A 15,652-nucleotide genomic window follows, 5' to 3' on the forward strand; every position below is an offset into this window, starting at 1 on the left:
GATCGCGCCCCACCGCCCCCTCAACGCCCGCTGGCCGCCCCAGGCCGCAACCGCACCGCCGACACCAGGAAGAAGATCCCACCGATCAACGCGTACCCTGCCAGGTTCGCCAGCGTCGCGCCGTCCGCCCCGGCCTGGAGGATGAACGACGTTCCCGCCAGAACCGAGATCCCGCCGCTGAGGATCATCGGCCACTGACCACCCATGCCCCGCCGCACGACACCGACGCCGAGCTGCACCAGTCCCGCCACGATCGCCCACGCACCCCACACCCGCAGCACACCGGGGATCCCCGACGACGCGGCGACGGCGAGACCCGCGGCGGCCAGCAGGCTGATCGCGACGTTCCCGTAGAGCCCGGCGCCTGCCCTCGTCTCCTTCGACGCGCGGAGGTCGACGATTGCGGCGGCCACGTCGAACACCGGGTACAGCACCAGCAGCGCGACGCTGACCAGCCCGAGGCTGGACGCCGTCGCGAACAGCAGGCCTGCCCAGACCAGAGCGAAGGCGAAGCGGACGAAGTACAGGCGCCGCAGTGCGGTCCCGCTGTCCTGAAGGGCGACGGTGCTCATGACTCTCTCCCGAGTAGATAGAACGTTCGGTCTCCCTGTCGACCATTGCAGCTACCACTCGTCCGCGTCAAGACCGAACGTTCTATCTGCTAACGTGGCCACCACGACGAAGGGGAACGACACGTGTCCGAAGCGCGATCGCGACTGCTCACCACAGCGAGCCGCCTGTTCTACTCGGAGGGCCTCCACTCGGTAGGCGTCGACCGGATCATTTCCGAGGCGTCCGTGACCCGCGCGACCTTCTACCGCCACTTCCCCGGCAAGGAAGACCTGCTCGTCGCCTACCTGGACTTCGCCGACCAGGCGATCCGCACCCAGGTGGAAACCGCCCGCAACGCCATGCGAGACGCAACGGAAGTCCTGCGGGCCGTAGCGAGGTCGATCGCCGACGGCATCCGCTCGAACGGCTTCCGAGGATGCGCCTTCCTCAACGCCGCAGCGGAATACCCCGACCCCGAACATCCGGTGCACCAGGCCGTCCTCGCACACCGGCAGTGGTTCCTCGACACCGTCACAGACCTGCTGGCACAGACCGGAGAAGGGTCACCCGGCCCCGCCGCACGACACTTCGTCATGCTGCGCGACGGCGCGATGGCGGCGGGGTGCCTCACCGATCCGGCACCGATCTGCGAGACGTTCCTGCAAGGGGTCGAAGGGATCCTGCGGTACCGGAGCTGAGAGAGCGGAACGACAGCACCAGACCCACGGCACCTGGCCCATGGGCGCACCACCCGGCGGCACCACGCGCATGGCACCACGCGTGCGGCGGCGGCCCCATGGCACGACCAGGCGGCAACAGGTCTGCAACACCACGCCCCCGCACAACGCCCCGGCGATACCAAACCTGAGCTACCGGACCACATCAACTCACTCCGAGCTACCGGTCCTCAACACCCCACCCTCAAATCACCGCACCCAAGCCACCGCACCCGAGCCGCCCACCCACGACCGCCCCGAGCCGCCAAACCCGAGCCCTACACCGAATCCCCGTGCAGCGGCGTAACCGTGGCACCAGCAGCCTCAGGCAGCCGAACGAGCGGCTGCAACGGCAACGCCACCTCCGCATCCGCCATCGTCGCGAGGTGCTGCAGCATGATCCCCTCCCGCAACGCCCACGGGCAGATCCGCACCTGCTCGACCCCCAACGCCGACATGGCCGAGTGGGCCACCACGGCACCGGCCAGGGTCTGCCGCGCACGAGGCTGGGACACCCCACGCAGCCGCCCCCGTTGCTTGGCCGACAGCTTGGCCAACCGAGGAATCCACTCCCGGACATCACCAACGTGCAGAGTGCGCCGGACGAACGGGCCTTCCCGCTGCGGCGGCGCTCCTGCCAGGCGGGCCAGCTGCTTGAACGTCTTGGACGTCGCGACCACGCGCTGCGGCACGCTTTCCCACCGCAGCCGGTCGACCACCTCGGCGAGGGTGTCGTGGACGTGTCGCCGCAACGCTTTGAGCTGGCCGGGGCGTGGTGGGTCGTGGTGCAGGAAGGCTCGTGTCAGGCGGCCCGCGCCCACGGGCAGCGACAGGGCCAGTTCGGGCTCGGCGTCACGGCCCAGGGCGATCTCCATCGAGCCGCCGCCGATGTCCAGCAGCAGCAAGCGCCCAGCGGACCAGCCGTACCAGCGGTGTGCGGCGACGTAGGTCAGGCGGGCCTCCTGCTGGCCTGACAGGTACTGCGGGCGGATGCCGACCACGCGCTGGATCTCGTCGATGATCTCCTCGCGGTTGGTCGCGTCCCTGATGGCGGAGGTGACGAACGTGTAGAGCTGGTCGACGCCGTGGTGGTAGGCGGCCGCGACCGCGTCCTTCACCGCCCGCACCGCTCGTTCGACGCCGGCCTCGTCGATCGAGCCGTCGGCGTCGATCGCCTCGCCGAGCAGCGTCGGTTCCTTCACGCAGTGCGCCGGCAGAGGTGGTGCGCCCGCACGGACGTCGACCACCTGCAGCTGTGCCGAGTTCGATCCGATGTCCAGTACGCCCAGACGCATGGACTTTCCCTACCCAGCCACGGATGCGGCAAACCGTCAGGGGTAGTAGCCCTCGACCGGCATCTTCGCCTCGTCGTACAGATGAGGGCCGTCGGTGGGCACGGCAGGGAAGCCGCCCGACGTCTTCAAGCCGTTCAGCTGGTCGCCCGACAACGCGAACACCACGCGCCCGATGCCCGACCGCGCCAGCGCGCCCGCGCACATGCCGCACGGCTCACAGCTCGTGTACATCGTGGTGCCGGCGGCGGTGGCGGCGTCCAGTGAGCGGGCCGCCCAGCGGGCCAGCTTCAGCTCGGGGTGGGCGGAGATGTCCTCGTCGGTGATGGTGGAGTTGCGTTCCTCCGCCAGCACGGAGCCGTCCGGGCTGACCAGCAGCGAGCCGAACGGCGGGTTGCCGCCTTCGCGTGCCTCGGCCGCCAGTGCGATCGCCCGGCGCAAGTGTTGCTCGTTCACCTGAAGTCCTTTCGTACCGCGGCCAGTGCGTCCCAGGCGACGTCCGGACGCCGCGTCTCCTCCGGATCGCCCACGAACGGGTCGAGCACCACGGCGTGCGCTCCGTCCGCTCGCAGTTGGCGCAGGTCCCCCACGACCTGCTCGAGCGTGCCTTCGCCCAGCCTGCGGTCGGCGAGGGGCTGGTCGGTCAGTCTCAAGAGGATGCGTGGCGCAAGTGCCGGCCGTGGGCGGTTCTCCTCGACAGAAAGCCTTTCCAGCCGTGCCAACGTTTCCCGCCACACCTGGGGTGTCTGCCGCAACGGGTGCCAGGCGTCGCCGAGCCGGATCGCCCGGCGCAGGCCGCTGTCGCTGTGGCCGCCGACCCAGATCGGGATGTCGCCCGCGCGGTAGTCCTCGTCCCGCCACGCCTCGCGCACGGTCGTGATCAGCTCGTCGGTGAGCTTGCCGCGACGCTCGAACGGCACACCCAGCGCGGCGAACTCCTCGCGCGCCCAGCCGATTCCGAGCCCGAGCACGAACCGCCCGCCGCTCAGGTCGGCCAGGTTCGCCGCCATCCGCGCGACCAGCAGCGGATGCCGGTACGGCGCGATCAGCACGGTCGTGCCGAGGGTGATCCGCTCGGTCACGCCCGCGAGCCACGACAGCGCCGTGAACGGCTCGTAGAACGGTGCCGGGTACTGCTCGGCCACGTCGGGCGTCACCACCACGTGGTCGGACATCATCAGCAGGTCGAAGCCCAGGCCCTCCACGGTCCGCGCCCACTCGCGCAGCACGGCCGGGCTGGTGCCGGGACCGAAGTTCGGGACGTTCACGCCGATCAACACGTGATCAAGACTAGGACCCCCGAAGCGGCCGGTGAAGAGATTGTTCACGGCATAACCAGCCTCAAGCCGTGGATTTCACGGTAACTTGCCCGTATGACCGAGACCTTGGACCTGACGGACTGGGCGATCCTGACCGAGCTGCAGCAGGACGGCAGGGTCCCGATCACCGAGCTCGGCCGCCGGGTCAACCTCAGCGCCTCGGCCACCACCGAACGCGTGAAGCGCCTCGAGAACATCGGCGTCATCACCGGCTACCACGCGAGAGTCGACCTCGGGAAGGCCGGCTACGGCGTCCTGGCCGTGGTGCGCCTGAAGTACCCGGGCAACCAGCACCAGCCGCTGCACAAGCTGCTCGCCGAACGCACCGAGATCCTGGAGTGCCTGCGCACGACCGGCGAGGACTGCTACACGCTCAAGGTCGCCGCCACGTCGATGCCGCACCTGGAGAAGGTCGTCGACGAGCTGATGGCGTTCGGCAGCACCACGACCAGCATCGTCTACAGCCAGAGCATGGCGTACCGGGGCGTGGGCGCGCCGCCTCCGGAGAACTGACCTGTCACGTTGAAGGCCCGCGAAACGATGTTGTGGACGAGGGGGGCGTGGTGGCGAAGCTGAAGTCGAGGGCCGGCCGGGTCATGGCCGGGATCCTGCTGGTGGGCGCGGTCTGGGGCCTTGTGGGCGTGATCCAGTCGTCCACCGAGCAGAAGTCGTGGGCCAGCACCGAGGGCACCGTCCAGGAGCGCCTCAAGTCGGGCAAGAGCGTCTCGGTCAAGGTCGAGTTCGGGCTCCCGGACGGCTCGAAGCAGGTCGCGACCCTGTCGGAGAACGGGCCCGCACGCGAACCCGGCGAGCGCGTGACGGTCCGCTACGACCTGCGGGACGGCAAGGTGACCGAGGCCGCGCTGGCCGACAACGACCAGGCGCACTGGGTGTGGGGCATCATCCTGGGCTTCGTGATCCTCGGCGCCCTCTTCGCGAACTTCGTCGCCTGGACGTCTCCGCCGAGGTACGACTGAGCTCACCTCCTCCAGCCGGCCAGCACGGCACGCGCCGCGACGAGGTCGTCGACGGCCACCACGTCGTGCCCGCCGGCCAGCACGAGGTCGTTCTCGGACGCGACCACGAGCATGGCGCGTTTCTCGGCCAGCGACCTCGCCTGCCGGACAACACCTTTCGCGTCGATGCGGACGAGCGTGACCGACGGGTCCGTCCAGTGGTACCCGTCCACGGCGCTCAACCTCTGGACACCGTCCAGGCTGAACCGAGTGAATCTCGGCATGTCACCCACCTCCAGCGGTGCTCACCGAATTGGTCCACACCAATAGGCCGCACGAAGGGAAGGGGCCAGTCGGTTCCGGCCCCTCCCGAGCGGCGCCGGGTGACGTAGACCGGCGACATGCGACGACTTCGAACGCTGGCGGCCGGGTTCGGGTTGATCATGTCCCTCGCCGCCGCGGCACCGCCCGGCCAGGCCCCACCGTCCGAACAGGACAGATCCGTCACGCTGGTCACCGGCGACCAGGTGCTGGAACGCGAGATTCCCGGCGGCTCCGCGGTCTACGTGCCGCAGCCGGGGAACGGGCGGGATGGCATCCGGTTCGTGCAGTACGGGATTTCGGGGCACCACTACGTCATTCCGTCCGACGCGGCCCCGCTCGTGGCGACGGGCAAGCTCGACGAGCAGCTCTTCGACGTGCCGCAACTGCTCGCCCAGGGTGAAGAGCTGCGGCTCGTGGTGCAGCACGGCGACAAGACCGTGCTGGGGAACTCGCGACGGCTCGCGAGCCTGTCCGCATCCGCTGTGCAGGTGCCGAAAGCCCGGACGGCGGACCTCTGGCCGAAGCTGACCGGCGCCGACGTCACCAAGGTCTGGCTCGACCGCAAGGTCCAGGTCGCGCTGCACGAGAGCATGCCGCAGATCGGCATGCCGGCGGCGTGGTCGGCCGGGTACACCGGTCAAGGAGTGCAGGTCGCGGTACTCGACACCGGCGTGGACGTGAACCACCCCGATCTCGCCGGCGCGGTCGTGGCGGAACGCGACTTCACCGGCAGCACCAGCGGGACGGCCGACCGGTACGGCCACGGCACCCACGTCTCCTCGATCATCCGCGGCACCGGAACCGCGTCGGACGGCCGGTTCCGCGGCGGTGCGCCCGCCACGTCGCTGCTGGCCGGCAAGGTGCTGGACGACTGGGGATCGGGCTTCGTCTCCTGGGTCGTGGCGGGGATGGAGTGGGCGGCGGAGAACGGCGCGCGGGTCGTGAACCTCAGCCTGGGCACGAGCGTGCCGAGCGCGGGTGACGACCTCATGTCGGTCGCCGTCGACCGCCTCACGAAGCAGACCGGCGCGTTGTTCGTCGTCGCCGCCGGGAACAACCCGGCCGTGCTGGGCTCCCCCGCCGCCGCACGGGAGGCGCTGACCGTCGGCGCGGTGACCAAGCAGGACGTCGTCGCCGGATTCTCCGCCCGCGGTCCGCGCTCGTTCGACAGTCTGCTCAAGCCCGAGATCACCGCCCCCGGCGTCGACATCACCGCGGCACGGGCGAAGGACACCGAGATGGGCACGCCGGTGGACGACCGCTACACCACGGCTTCGGGCACGTCGATGGCGGCGCCGCACGTCGCCGCGGCCGCCGCGGTGCTGGCCGGGAGCCACCCCGGCTGGCGGGCACCGGAGCTGAAGGCCGCGCTCATGAGCACCGCGAAGCCGCTGCCGGGCGAGACCGTGTACGCGCAGGGTGCTGGGCGGGTCGACGTCGCACGGCTGGTCCGCCAGCACACCTACGCGAGGCCGGGTGCGGTGAGCTTCGGCCCGGTGCACGAGCGGGACCAGCAGCAGGTCGTGACCGTGCACAACACCGGAACGGCACCGGTCACCCTGAAGCTCGCCCTCGACGTGCGCGACCCGAGCGGAAACCCTGCCCCGGCAGGCATGTTCGGCACGGACACCGACCAGGTGACGGTCCCTGCCACAGGTACCGCCCAGGTCACCGTGCGGGCCCGCACGCAGGCGTCCGCACCGCCCGGCAACTACGGCGGCTGGCTCGTGGGGTCCTCTGTGGACGACGTCGTCCGGATCCCGGTCGCACTCACCAAGGAGGCCGTGCCGCACCACGTCATCGACCTCGTGACGCTCGACAGCGCGGGCAAGCGCGTGACGGGCTACCCGATCTGCGTCAGCCTCGACACCGGCGAGCGCTGCCAGTTCGTCCAGCGCGAGGACGGACGACTCTCGGCACGGGTTCCGGCGGGACGGCACCTGCTGGCCACCAACGTCTTCGAGCCGGGAGCGAAGCCGGACACTTGGCAGGTGTCCGCGGTCGTGCGGTTCGTTTCAGTCGGCAGGAACAGCACGTTCGCCCTCGACGCGAGAACCGCCCGTCCGTCCCAGGTCACCGTGGACCGGACCGGGAGCACCGACCTGGGCGGCACCATCACGCTGGCCTGCGACACGCCCGCGGGCAAGGTGATGTTCAGCGCCTCGGCACCGCGGCTCGCCGACCTGCGCGTCGCACCGGCGAAGGACGAGATCGGCGCGAAGTGCCGCAGCACGTTCGGCACGGTGCTCGTGTCCGAAAAGGACACCTACCACCTCGTGTTCCCGTCCGTCGGCGACGTTCCCGCGCCGGAGTGGTCCGTCCACGACGACCAGCTCGCCGCTGTCGAGACCAGGAACGCCGTGCAAGGCACCGGAAAGCAGCACGCCCTCAAGACGGTCTCCCCCATCTCCGACGGCTGGTTCGTCGTGCCGTGGACCTCACTGACCGTGCCGCTGCCCAGCACGCGGACCGAATATCGCTCGCCTGGGCCGTGGACCTGGTACACGTACTTCAACACCTACACCAGCGACGGCGAGATGTTCCTGTCGCAGCAGATCGCCAACACCACCTACCCGACGGCTGGTCCGCGCACCGAACGGTGGAACGCCTCCGTGTTCGGCCCGAGCCTCGCGCCCGTGGACAGCACGGCCTACCGCTACGGCGACACGGTGCTCTTCCAGATCCCGTTCTACGGCGACCAGTCGCCCGACCACTCGGGTTACCTGCCCGGTATGACCGGCACGGTGTCGTTGTTCCGCGACCACGAGCTCATCGGGCCGGGCTCGATCCCGTTCGGCAACGTGAGCGCCTGGGCCCAGGTCCCGGCCGAACCCGGCCGTTACCGGCTCGTCGTGGACGCCGAGCAGTCGTCGCTACCGCTGTCGTCGCGGATCAACGCCGAGTGGACGTTCCACTCGGGCCATGTCGACGACTCGACGCAGATCTCCTTGCCGTTGCAGGTGGTCCGGTTCGCGCCACCCGTCGACGACCGCAACACGGCACCGGCGGGCCAGGAGTTCCGCGTTCCGGTGTCCGTGCAACGGGTCGCGGGCGCACCGCCGTCCATCGTCATGGGCATCTCCGTGTTCGCCTCGTACGACGAAGGAACCACGTGGTACCCGGTGCAGCTCGTGCCGTCCGCGACGGGGTGGGACGCGGTTCTGCACCATCCTCCTGGCGCACGCACGGTGTCGTTGCGCGCCACGGTGACCGACGCGGAGGACAACTCGGTGCAGCAGACGGTCCTGCGCGCCTACGAGCTCAGGTAGCCGAGGACCAGTCGACGTCGTCCCACTCCACCTCGTGAGTCCCGCGGTGCAGCACGCGCTCGAGCCGTTCGAGCAGCCACGGCGGTTGGATGCCGGGCCGCTCGAACCCGAGCAGGCGTCCTCGCCACCGCGGGGACACGAGCACCCGGACCACCCGCTGCCTGCCGTCCTCGTCGAGTTCGGTCAGCAGGTCGGCCACCCGGCCGAGCGGGCGGCCCGCGCGGTCGCGGACCACGAGTCCCAGCAGGTCACTGGCCAGCATCAGAGGCTCCCGGAATGCGTCCGATCACGTTGTCGCGCAACCACAACTCCAGCGCGGGGGTGTCTAGCAGCTCGCGCGGGACGTCGAGGCGGACCGCGCTGCCGATCTCCGCGACCCGCTCGAACGGGATGCGCAACGGCCGCGGGTCGCCGGTGGTGTGCAGCCGCCGTGCCACGGCGGCCATCCACCGGCCGATCACGCCGCCGATGCGCCTGCCCAGCGCGTAGTTGCCGACGAGGATCGCCGCCACGAACGGCCTGCCGTCGTCGGTGACGGCGAACTCGACGTCGTCGACCTTGCCGACGAGGTAGCCGTCCAGATCGACGATCTGGCGGTCCAGCAGGCCGAAGTCGACCCGCAGCGGCTGCGGTGTGCTCATCTGAAGACCTCCAGGAGACCCGTCCTTCAGGGCGGGGAGGAATCGGCCCCCTGCGGAGCAGGGTAGGCAGGAGTAGTTGTTTCGTTGCCAGAGCGAAGTCGCGACCGCCGCCCAGCCGTATTGGGTTCCACAGTGGACTGGTAGTTTGTGGCTGTGGGCGGACAGGTGAGGCGGGCGTTCAAGTTCCGCTTCTATCCGAGTGAAGCGCAGACTGTGGAGTTGTCGCGCACGTTCGGGTGTGTCCGCAAGGTGTACAACCTGGCGCTGCAGGCCCGCAGCGAGGCGTGGACCCAGCGTCGGGAACGGGTCGGCTACGAGGCCACGTCGGCGTTGCTGAGCGTCTGGAAGCGCACCGAGGAGCTGGCGTTCCTGGCGGAGGTGTCGGCGGTGCCGTTGCAGCAGGCGTTGCGGCATCTGCAGACGGCGTTCGGCAGTTTCTGGGCGAGGCGTGCTCGGTTTCCGAGGTTCAAGTCGCGGAAGAGGTCGCGTGCCAGTGCGGAGTACACGCGGTCGGCGTTCCGCTGGCGTGACGGTGCGCTGACGCTGGCGAAGATGGCCGAGCCGTTGGACATCCGCTGGTCCCAGCCGCTTCCAGAGGGCGTGGTGCCCTCGACGGTGACGGTGTCGCGGGACGCGGCTGGTCGCTGGTTCGTGTCCCTGCTGTGTGAGGATCCGAGCGTACGGCCGTTGCCCGCGACGGATGCGGTGGTGGGGATCGATGTCGGTCTTGATCACCTTCTGGTGCTCTCGACCGGGGAGAAGATCAGCAATCCCCGGCACGAGCGGCGCGACCGGACGGCGCTGGCGAAGGCGCAGCGTTCCTTGTGCCGCAAGCAGAAGGGCAGCAACAACCGGGCCAAAGCCCGCATCAAGGTCGCCCGTGTGCACGCCCGGATCGCCGACCGGCGTACCGACTTTCTGCACAAGGTCACTACTCGGCTCGTGCGTGAAACCCAAACGCTCGTGATCGAGGATCTCGCGGTGTCCAACATGGTCGGCAACCACCGCCTCGCCCGTGCCATCAATGATGCGGGCTGGCGGCAGTTCCGGCAGCAGTTGCAGTACAAAGCCGACTGGTACGGGCGGGAAGTGATCGTGGTGGATCGCTGGTTTCCGTCGTCCAAGCTGTGCTCGGTCTGCGGCGCGCTCGCGGCGGCGATGCCGTTGCACGTGCGTACGTGGACCTGTGGCTGCGGTGCGACCCATGATCGGGACGTGAACGCGGCACGTAACATTCTGGCCGCCGGGCTGGCGGTGACAGTCTGTGGAGCCGGTGTAAGACCTCAACGGAACCCTCCGGGCGGGCAGTCGGCGACGAAGCAGAAAACCCCGCGGCGCGAGCCGTAGGAATCCCCCGCGTTCACGAGGGGAAGTAGTCAAGAGCCCGTTCCCGTCAGGATCATCAGGGGTATCGCCGCGATCGCCGCCACCAGAATGATCACCAGGTACGTCACGCCCAGCACGTTGGTGAGGCGGCTGTTGACGTGGTCGCCCAGGTAGTCGCGGTCGTTGGCGACGAGCAGGATCGGCAGGTACGTCAACGGCAGTGCGACCGCGCTGAACACCAGCGAGTACTCGGTGATCGCGATCGGGTCGGCCGTGGTGAGCAGCAGCGCGACGCCGAGCAGCACGCTGATCAGCACGACGGTGTGGAAGCGCGCGGCCTGGCGCGGGCGGACGAGCTTGCCCCACTGCCAGCCGAAGTACTGCGCGACCGTGTACCCGGCGGACAGCCCCGTTTCCAGCGCCGCGCCGAAGGTCGCGGCGAAGAAGCCGAGGATCACCACGACGAGTCCGAGCTTGCCGAGCGTCATGGCGACCGGCAGCGCGGTCTGGCCCAGGGTGTCCACCTGGGCGCCGAGCGGCTCGTAGACCACCGCGGCGCAGCCCATGATCGCCAGCGACAGGATTCCCCCGAGCGGGAAGCCGATGAACACGTTCACGCGCTCGATCGCGAGGTCGCGCCTCGTCCACTTCTCCTCGACGCCACCGGAGGAGAAGAAGAACACCTCGTACGGGGTCATGGCGGCGGCGAACAGCGCGACGGCGAAGAACCCGTAGGTCCCCCAGTCCTCGGTGGCCGGCGGGACGGGACTCGTCACCTGGTCACCGAGCTGGCCCCACGGCGGGTCGAGCGCGATGAACGCCACGACGAACACCACGAGCGAGAGTCCGGCGAGGCCGAACACCCGTTCCATGGGCTCGAACTTCACCTTCCACAGGACCACCCACAGGACGAACGCGACAATCGGCACCCACAGCAGGTAGTGCACGCTCGTCGCCAGCTGGATCGCGAGCGCGACACCGCCGATCTCCGCGCTGAGCGTGAGCAGCGTGACGAGGTAGGAGCCGGCCAGGTTCGCGAGGGCCGCACGGGGTCCGAGGCGTTCGCGGACGAGGTCGAACACCGGACGCCCGCTCACCGCGGCGACCCTGCCGGACATCTCGGCGTAGAGGCAGATGCCGACCACACCGACGACCACGACCCAGGCGAGCCGCATGCCGAACCTGGCACCTGTCTCGGAGTTCGCGACCAGGTCACCGATGTCGACGAAGCCGCCGATCGCGGTGAGGATGCCGAGCGTGACGGCCAGGAACCGTTTCACCGCAGGCCCTCCAGCACCGTCGTGAGCTTCTCCCCTGCCGCGGTGAGCCCGTCCACCGCACCGGTCGCCGCGGCCCGGTCGTCGTCCTCGAGCCCGGCGTCGAGGTCACCGAGCAGGCGGGCGGAATCCTGCAGCAGCGGCAACACCTCGTCCCGCAGGTCCCGTGAGCTCTCATCGGGCACCGACGACTCCGCGATGTCCGAGATCGCGGTCGCCACGCTCTTGCGCGCGTCTTCGAGGACAGTGGACTCATATGGTCCGAACGTGTTGCCTCTCAGGGCCGTCTGCCCGGTGACGCGGGCGGTGCCGACCGAGGACACCGCGTTCTGCACGCTCGTCTCCACAGTGGACCGGAACTGTCCCGGTGTCTTGGGCCGGACCCCGATCAGCACCACGGCGAGCAGCACCGCCCCCAAGCCGATCAACACCGCCCATCGACGCGTTCGCACAGAGCACGCGTACCCGCGTTCGGCCGCTTCAAACCTCGGACCGACGGCGGTATCCGCTGCCGCCGTCCGACGCATCTTCACCGGACGTGGTTTGGCCAGGTGACGGGAACGGGCACAAAGCCGCATGATCGTGTCGTACTGGGAGACCGCTCGAACGGGATTCGCGGCGTTCGTGGGCACAGGGCTGCTGGTGCTCGTTCCCCTCGCGGCGTTGCACTACTACCGGTTCGGGCGAGTCGAACCGCGGCGGGCGTTCGTGCTGTACGGGCTGCTCCTCTACGGGCTCGTGGCGCTGGCGTTGATCTTCTTGCCGTTCCCGGCCTCGCAGGTGTGCCGCGGCGAGCAGATGCTCTCGACGGTGCCGTTCCAGTGGTGGACGGACATGAACAACAACCTCGCGGCGTACGGGCGTTCCGGCATCACGGCGATGGTGACCTCGCAGGCGTTCCTCCAGCAGTTGTTCAACGTCGCGCTGTTCGTCCCGCTGGGGGTGGTGCTGCGCAAGGCGTACGGCAAGGGGGCGTTCGCCGTCGTCGCGATCGGCCTCGGTCTGTCGTTGGCCGTGGAGGTGGTCCAGTACACCGGCAACCTCGGCTACTACCCCTGCCCGTACCGGATCGCCGACGTGGACGACCTGATGTCGAACACCTTCGGCGCGTTGCTGGGGTGGATGGTGGCACCGGCCGCGCTGGTGGTGCCGAGGGTGCCGCACCCGGACGACTCGGCCGCGCCCGCCGGCACCGTGACCGTGCCCCGCAGGCTGCTCGGGCTGGTCGCCGAGCTCGTGCTGGTGATCGTGATCGCGAAGCTGTTCCTGCACTCCGATCCGCGGTGGGCGGTGGGCGTGCTGGTCGTGTTCCGCGTCGTGGTGCCGGCGGTGGCCGGCGGGAACACCGTCGGCGGAGTGCTGCTGGGCTACCGGATCCGCGCCGAGGACGGCTCGCGGGCGAACCCGGTGCAGCTCGCGTTGCGGGAAATCCTCGGCGTCACCGGTCTGGTGGCCTACGCGGTCGTGGTGTCGCCGATCATCGGCATCGGCAGGTTCGACCTCGTCGTCGTGGCCTGGTTCGTCCTCGGCGCGTTCGTCGTCCCGGTGTTCCGGCGTGACCAGCGCGGCTGGCACGAGCAGGTGACGAGGACCCGTGACGTGTTCGCCGCCCAGACGTCCGGGTACCCGGACCGCCATGACGACCTACACGCACACGGCTGAGGCCGACATCCCCGCCGACACGCTGTTCGGGTTCCTCGCCGAACCGAGGAACCTGCCGCGCTACTTCCCGCAGATGACGGCCGCCGAACCCGAGGGCGGTGACCAGGTCCACGTGGAGGCCGAGGTGCACGGCCACCACGTCGAGGGCGAGGCGTGGGTGCGGCCGGACGCGCAACGGCGCACGCTCGAGTGGGGTGCCGAGGGGCCGGACGACTACCACGGCGAGCTCCAGGTCGAGGAGCTGTCGCCGGGACGGTCGCGCATCACCGTGAGCCTGCACAGCGTGCGGGAGGCGCAGGGCGACGAGGTGCAGCGCGGGCTGGAGCAGACAGTCGCGGTGCTCACCCAGACCGCTGCCGCCGACGACCGGTCGTCCGGCTGAGGCCCCGGATCAGGCGCCGAGGTGGCCGACCGGCTGCCCGGTCCAGGCGAACCCGTCCGGGTCGGTGAACGAGGTCGCACCACTCACGACGATCCGGTGCGATCCGGAGCCCTCCGGAGACACGCCGGCGTCCTTGGCGAGCGCCTTCCGCCGGTACAGGCCCAGCTTCACCGGACCCGAGGACGCGAACTGGACGTACATGCGGCCGAAGCTCTTCTCCACCGTGAAGCCCTGGTCGAGGTAGCACTGCTTGGTCGCCGCCACGTCGGTGACGCCCAGCAGCAGCACGACGTCGTCGATCTGCCCGGTGGCGGGGCCGGTGTCCTTCTTCGCCGAGGTCGCGATCTTCCAGATGGTGCCGTCGGGAGCCTGCACGACACCGCCCCAGCCCCACATGGACTTCGCGACGGGCTTGAGCACCGCGGCACCGGCGTCCACCGCGGCGCCGACCAGGGCCTTGACGTCGGCGGGCTGCGACACGACGAGGGACAGGGTGAAGCCGCGGAAGCCGGTCGTCGGTTCCTGCGACTCGCGCAGGCGCAGCTGGGGACCGAGGCCGAAAGCCTTGGCGTAGAAGCGTTCGGCGGCCGCGAGGTCGGCCACTTCGAGGATGATCGCGTCGATTGAGGTCATGCCGGAAACGGTAGGTGCGGCCCGGCAGCCGGTGCTTCTCGATTCCTGACCGACTGCCGGGCCGGGCCTACGGACAGCTCAGCCCGCCGGGCCCGCCGAAGAAGATGTGGCTGCCCCACGCACTGTCCGCGCTCGACGCGATCGAGACGTTGTAGCAGGCCGGTGAGACCTGCCCCGGCACGAGCTGCGCCGCGACGGGGATGCCCGCCGTGTTGTTCACGCCGATCAACCGCTGGTAGGCAGCCTTGCCGAAGCCCTCGTTCGGGAACCTCCCCGACCCCATCGTCGGGAACACGCCGAACCCCGCGGTGGTCTCGCCGCCGAACGACGCCGTGTTCGCGCCGGAGCCGAGCGTTCCGTTGGAGAACAGGCTCGCCGGGTAGGAGCCGACCCACACACCGCTGGCGTGGAACCACCACCTGCCCTGCGTGAGCGTGAAACCCATCCGCACGTGCCACTGCTGACCACCGAACGTCGACGTCGTGAGCGCGCCGTGCAGGACGTGAGCGGTGCCGGGGGTGTACGCGAAACCGCCTGCGGGGTTGTAGTCGTTGTAGAAGCTCTGGCCCGCCTTGTAGTCGTCGCGGGTGTAGAACACGAACAGGCGCGGCGCCGAGTCGTGCACCACGTTCGCCGGGGCGTCGATGATCCCGGCCCGCCAGCCGCACTCCACGCTCTGGAAGGTGGCGAACGGCTGGATCCCCGTCGAGTACCACTGCTGCGACGCCGACGACAGCAGCTGCGGCGGGATCAGGTTGGGCGTCCAGGTGTTGACGTCGCTGGCCCCGCCGAGGTTGGGGGTGTCCTGCTTGGCCGCGGCGTGGCGCCTGGGGTTGCCCGCGGCTTTCGGTCCGATCAGGAACTCGTCCAGAGTGGAGTGATCGTTCGCGAGCCGTTCGAGGGTGTGGCGCAGCACCGGAACCGTGCCGGGCGGGCACCACCTCTGGTTGCCGTGCTCGTCGTAGCTCTCGGGGCTCAGCGGCGGCGGGATCGGCCTGCTCTCGCCGGGACCTGGATCGTCGTGGTCGCCACCGGCCAGCTCGGCGGGCGGGTCGGGCGGCTCGGGAACATCACTGCCGTCGCGCAACGCGACCTGCTGCTCGACCGGCACGCAGTCGACGACCTCACCGCCGGGTTCGACGAAGCTGTGCCGCACGTCCACGCCGTCGTAGCGGCTGACCAGGAACTCGCGCATCTCGTCGAACGAGTCGTTGTCCGGTTTCACCTCGCTGCTGCTCTCCTGCAACGAGGCGTACCTGACGGACGACAGCGCCTTGCGGAAGTCCTCGAACGGTTCGATCAT

General features: G+C 69.5%; 18 protein-coding genes. 7 read left to right on the forward strand and 11 right to left on the reverse strand.

Translation table 11 applies throughout. The annotated features are described in order from the left end of the window. Positions 1 to 20: 20 nt before the first annotated feature. Positions 21 to 572 (reverse strand): hypothetical protein, encoded by a 552-nt coding sequence (locus tag AOM45_RS08150; RefSeq protein WP_030473935.1) that lies wholly within the window; start codon positions 570 to 572, stop codon positions 21 to 23. Positions 573 to 695: 123 nt separating this feature from the next. Here AOM45_RS08150 and AOM45_RS08155 point away from each other — a divergent pair, with 123 nt between their 5' ends. After that, entirely contained in the window at positions 696 to 1,250 is a 555-nt protein-coding gene (locus AOM45_RS08155) for a TetR/AcrR family transcriptional regulator (RefSeq protein ID WP_030473936.1), read from the forward strand. Between the two features lie 296 nt (positions 1,251 to 1,546). Here AOM45_RS08155 and AOM45_RS08160 read toward each other — a convergent pair whose 3' ends face one another. Genes AOM45_RS08160 through AOM45_RS08170 form a run of 3 tightly spaced genes read right to left on the reverse strand, consistent with a single transcriptional unit; the run spans position 1,547 to position 3,840 of the window. Continuing rightward, positions 1,547 to 2,563, reverse strand: coding sequence for a Ppx/GppA family phosphatase (locus AOM45_RS08160; protein WP_030473937.1), 1,017 nt, complete (start codon positions 2,561 to 2,563; stop codon positions 1,547 to 1,549). A 36-nt stretch (positions 2,564 to 2,599) separates the two neighbouring features. Next, positions 2,600 to 3,016, reverse strand: a complete 417-nt coding sequence (locus tag AOM45_RS08165; protein ID WP_030473938.1) for a nucleoside deaminase — start codon at positions 3,014 to 3,016, stop codon at positions 2,600 to 2,602. Next, entirely contained in the window at positions 3,013 to 3,840 is an 828-nt protein-coding gene (locus tag AOM45_RS08170; protein WP_030473939.1) for an LLM class flavin-dependent oxidoreductase, read from the reverse strand. The genes AOM45_RS08165 and AOM45_RS08170 overlap by 4 nt, the downstream gene beginning before the upstream one ends. A 93-nt stretch (positions 3,841 to 3,933) precedes the next feature. Here AOM45_RS08170 and AOM45_RS08175 point away from each other — a divergent pair, with 93 nt between their 5' ends. Both AOM45_RS08175 and AOM45_RS08180 read left to right on the forward strand, forming a co-directional pair. After that, the gene (locus AOM45_RS08175; RefSeq protein WP_030473940.1) at positions 3,934 to 4,392 is read left to right on the forward strand and encodes an Lrp/AsnC family transcriptional regulator; all 459 of its coding nucleotides are present in this window, start codon (positions 3,934 to 3,936) and stop codon (positions 4,390 to 4,392) included. 47 nt (positions 4,393 to 4,439) lie between these two features. Further along, positions 4,440 to 4,856 carry a DUF3592 domain-containing protein gene (locus tag AOM45_RS08180; RefSeq protein ID WP_156094469.1) on the forward strand — a complete coding sequence of 139 codons (417 nt, stop codon included), beginning with the start codon at positions 4,440 to 4,442 and terminating at the stop codon, positions 4,854 to 4,856. A gap of 2 nt (positions 4,857 to 4,858) precedes the next feature. On the opposite strand, the gene AOM45_RS08185 is transcribed toward AOM45_RS08180, so the two are convergent. Further along, positions 4,859 to 5,119: a hypothetical protein gene (locus AOM45_RS08185; RefSeq protein ID WP_030473942.1), complete on the reverse strand. Its 261-nt coding sequence runs from the start codon at positions 5,117 to 5,119 to the stop codon at positions 4,859 to 4,861. A 117-nt stretch (positions 5,120 to 5,236) separates the two neighbouring features. Between AOM45_RS08185 and AOM45_RS08190 the strand changes: the two genes are divergently transcribed. Further along, complete coding sequence (locus AOM45_RS08190; RefSeq protein WP_030473943.1) at positions 5,237 to 8,428, forward strand: S8 family serine peptidase; 3,192 nt, start codon at positions 5,237 to 5,239, stop codon at positions 8,426 to 8,428. Here AOM45_RS08190 and AOM45_RS08195 read toward each other — a convergent pair. Next, entirely contained in the window at positions 8,421 to 8,690 is a 270-nt protein-coding gene (locus AOM45_RS08195; RefSeq protein ID WP_030473944.1) for a hypothetical protein, read from the reverse strand. The two genes, AOM45_RS08190 and AOM45_RS08195, sit on opposite strands and share 8 nt — an antisense overlap. Next, the gene (locus AOM45_RS08200) at positions 8,677 to 9,069 is read right to left on the reverse strand and encodes a PRC-barrel domain-containing protein (RefSeq protein WP_059362291.1); all 393 of its coding nucleotides are present in this window, start codon (positions 9,067 to 9,069) and stop codon (positions 8,677 to 8,679) included. The genes AOM45_RS08195 and AOM45_RS08200 overlap by 14 nt, the downstream gene beginning before the upstream one ends. A gap of 153 nt (positions 9,070 to 9,222) precedes the next feature. Here AOM45_RS08200 and AOM45_RS08205 point away from each other — a divergent pair, with 153 nt between their 5' ends. Beyond that, positions 9,223 to 10,416: an RNA-guided endonuclease InsQ/TnpB family protein gene (locus AOM45_RS08205; protein WP_156249718.1), complete on the forward strand. Its 1,194-nt coding sequence runs from the start codon at positions 9,223 to 9,225 to the stop codon at positions 10,414 to 10,416. Positions 10,417 to 10,445: 29 nt separating this feature from the next. Here AOM45_RS08205 and AOM45_RS08210 read toward each other — a convergent pair whose 3' ends face one another. Continuing rightward, positions 10,446 to 11,675, reverse strand: coding sequence for an NRAMP family divalent metal transporter (locus tag AOM45_RS08210; protein WP_059362297.1), 1,230 nt, complete (start codon positions 11,673 to 11,675; stop codon positions 10,446 to 10,448). Continuing rightward, entirely contained in the window at positions 11,672 to 12,124 is a 453-nt protein-coding gene (locus AOM45_RS08215) for a hypothetical protein (RefSeq protein WP_156094470.1), read from the reverse strand. Before AOM45_RS08215 ends, AOM45_RS08210 begins: the two co-directional genes overlap by 4 nt. A 124-nt stretch (positions 12,125 to 12,248) precedes the next feature. On the opposite strand from AOM45_RS08215, the gene AOM45_RS08220 reads away from it, so the two are divergent. Next, complete coding sequence (locus tag AOM45_RS08220) at positions 12,249 to 13,334, forward strand: VanZ family protein (protein WP_051784813.1); 1,086 nt, start codon at positions 12,249 to 12,251, stop codon at positions 13,332 to 13,334. After that, entirely contained in the window at positions 13,309 to 13,716 is a 408-nt protein-coding gene (locus AOM45_RS08225) for an SRPBCC family protein (RefSeq protein ID WP_030473948.1), read from the forward strand. The genes AOM45_RS08220 and AOM45_RS08225 overlap by 26 nt, the downstream gene beginning before the upstream one ends. A 9-nt stretch (positions 13,717 to 13,725) precedes the next feature. Here AOM45_RS08225 and AOM45_RS08230 read toward each other — a convergent pair whose 3' ends face one another. Then, positions 13,726 to 14,349: a VOC family protein gene (locus AOM45_RS08230; protein ID WP_030473949.1), complete on the reverse strand. Its 624-nt coding sequence runs from the start codon at positions 14,347 to 14,349 to the stop codon at positions 13,726 to 13,728. A 67-nt stretch (positions 14,350 to 14,416) separates the two neighbouring features. Continuing rightward, positions 14,417 to 15,652 (reverse strand): neprosin family prolyl endopeptidase, encoded by a 1,236-nt coding sequence (locus AOM45_RS08235; RefSeq protein ID WP_030473950.1) that lies wholly within the window; start codon positions 15,650 to 15,652, stop codon positions 14,417 to 14,419.

This window comes from Lentzea aerocolonigenes, from assembly GCF_000974445.1.
Lineage (GTDB): Bacteria > Actinomycetota > Actinomycetes > Mycobacteriales > Pseudonocardiaceae > Lentzea > Lentzea aerocolonigenes.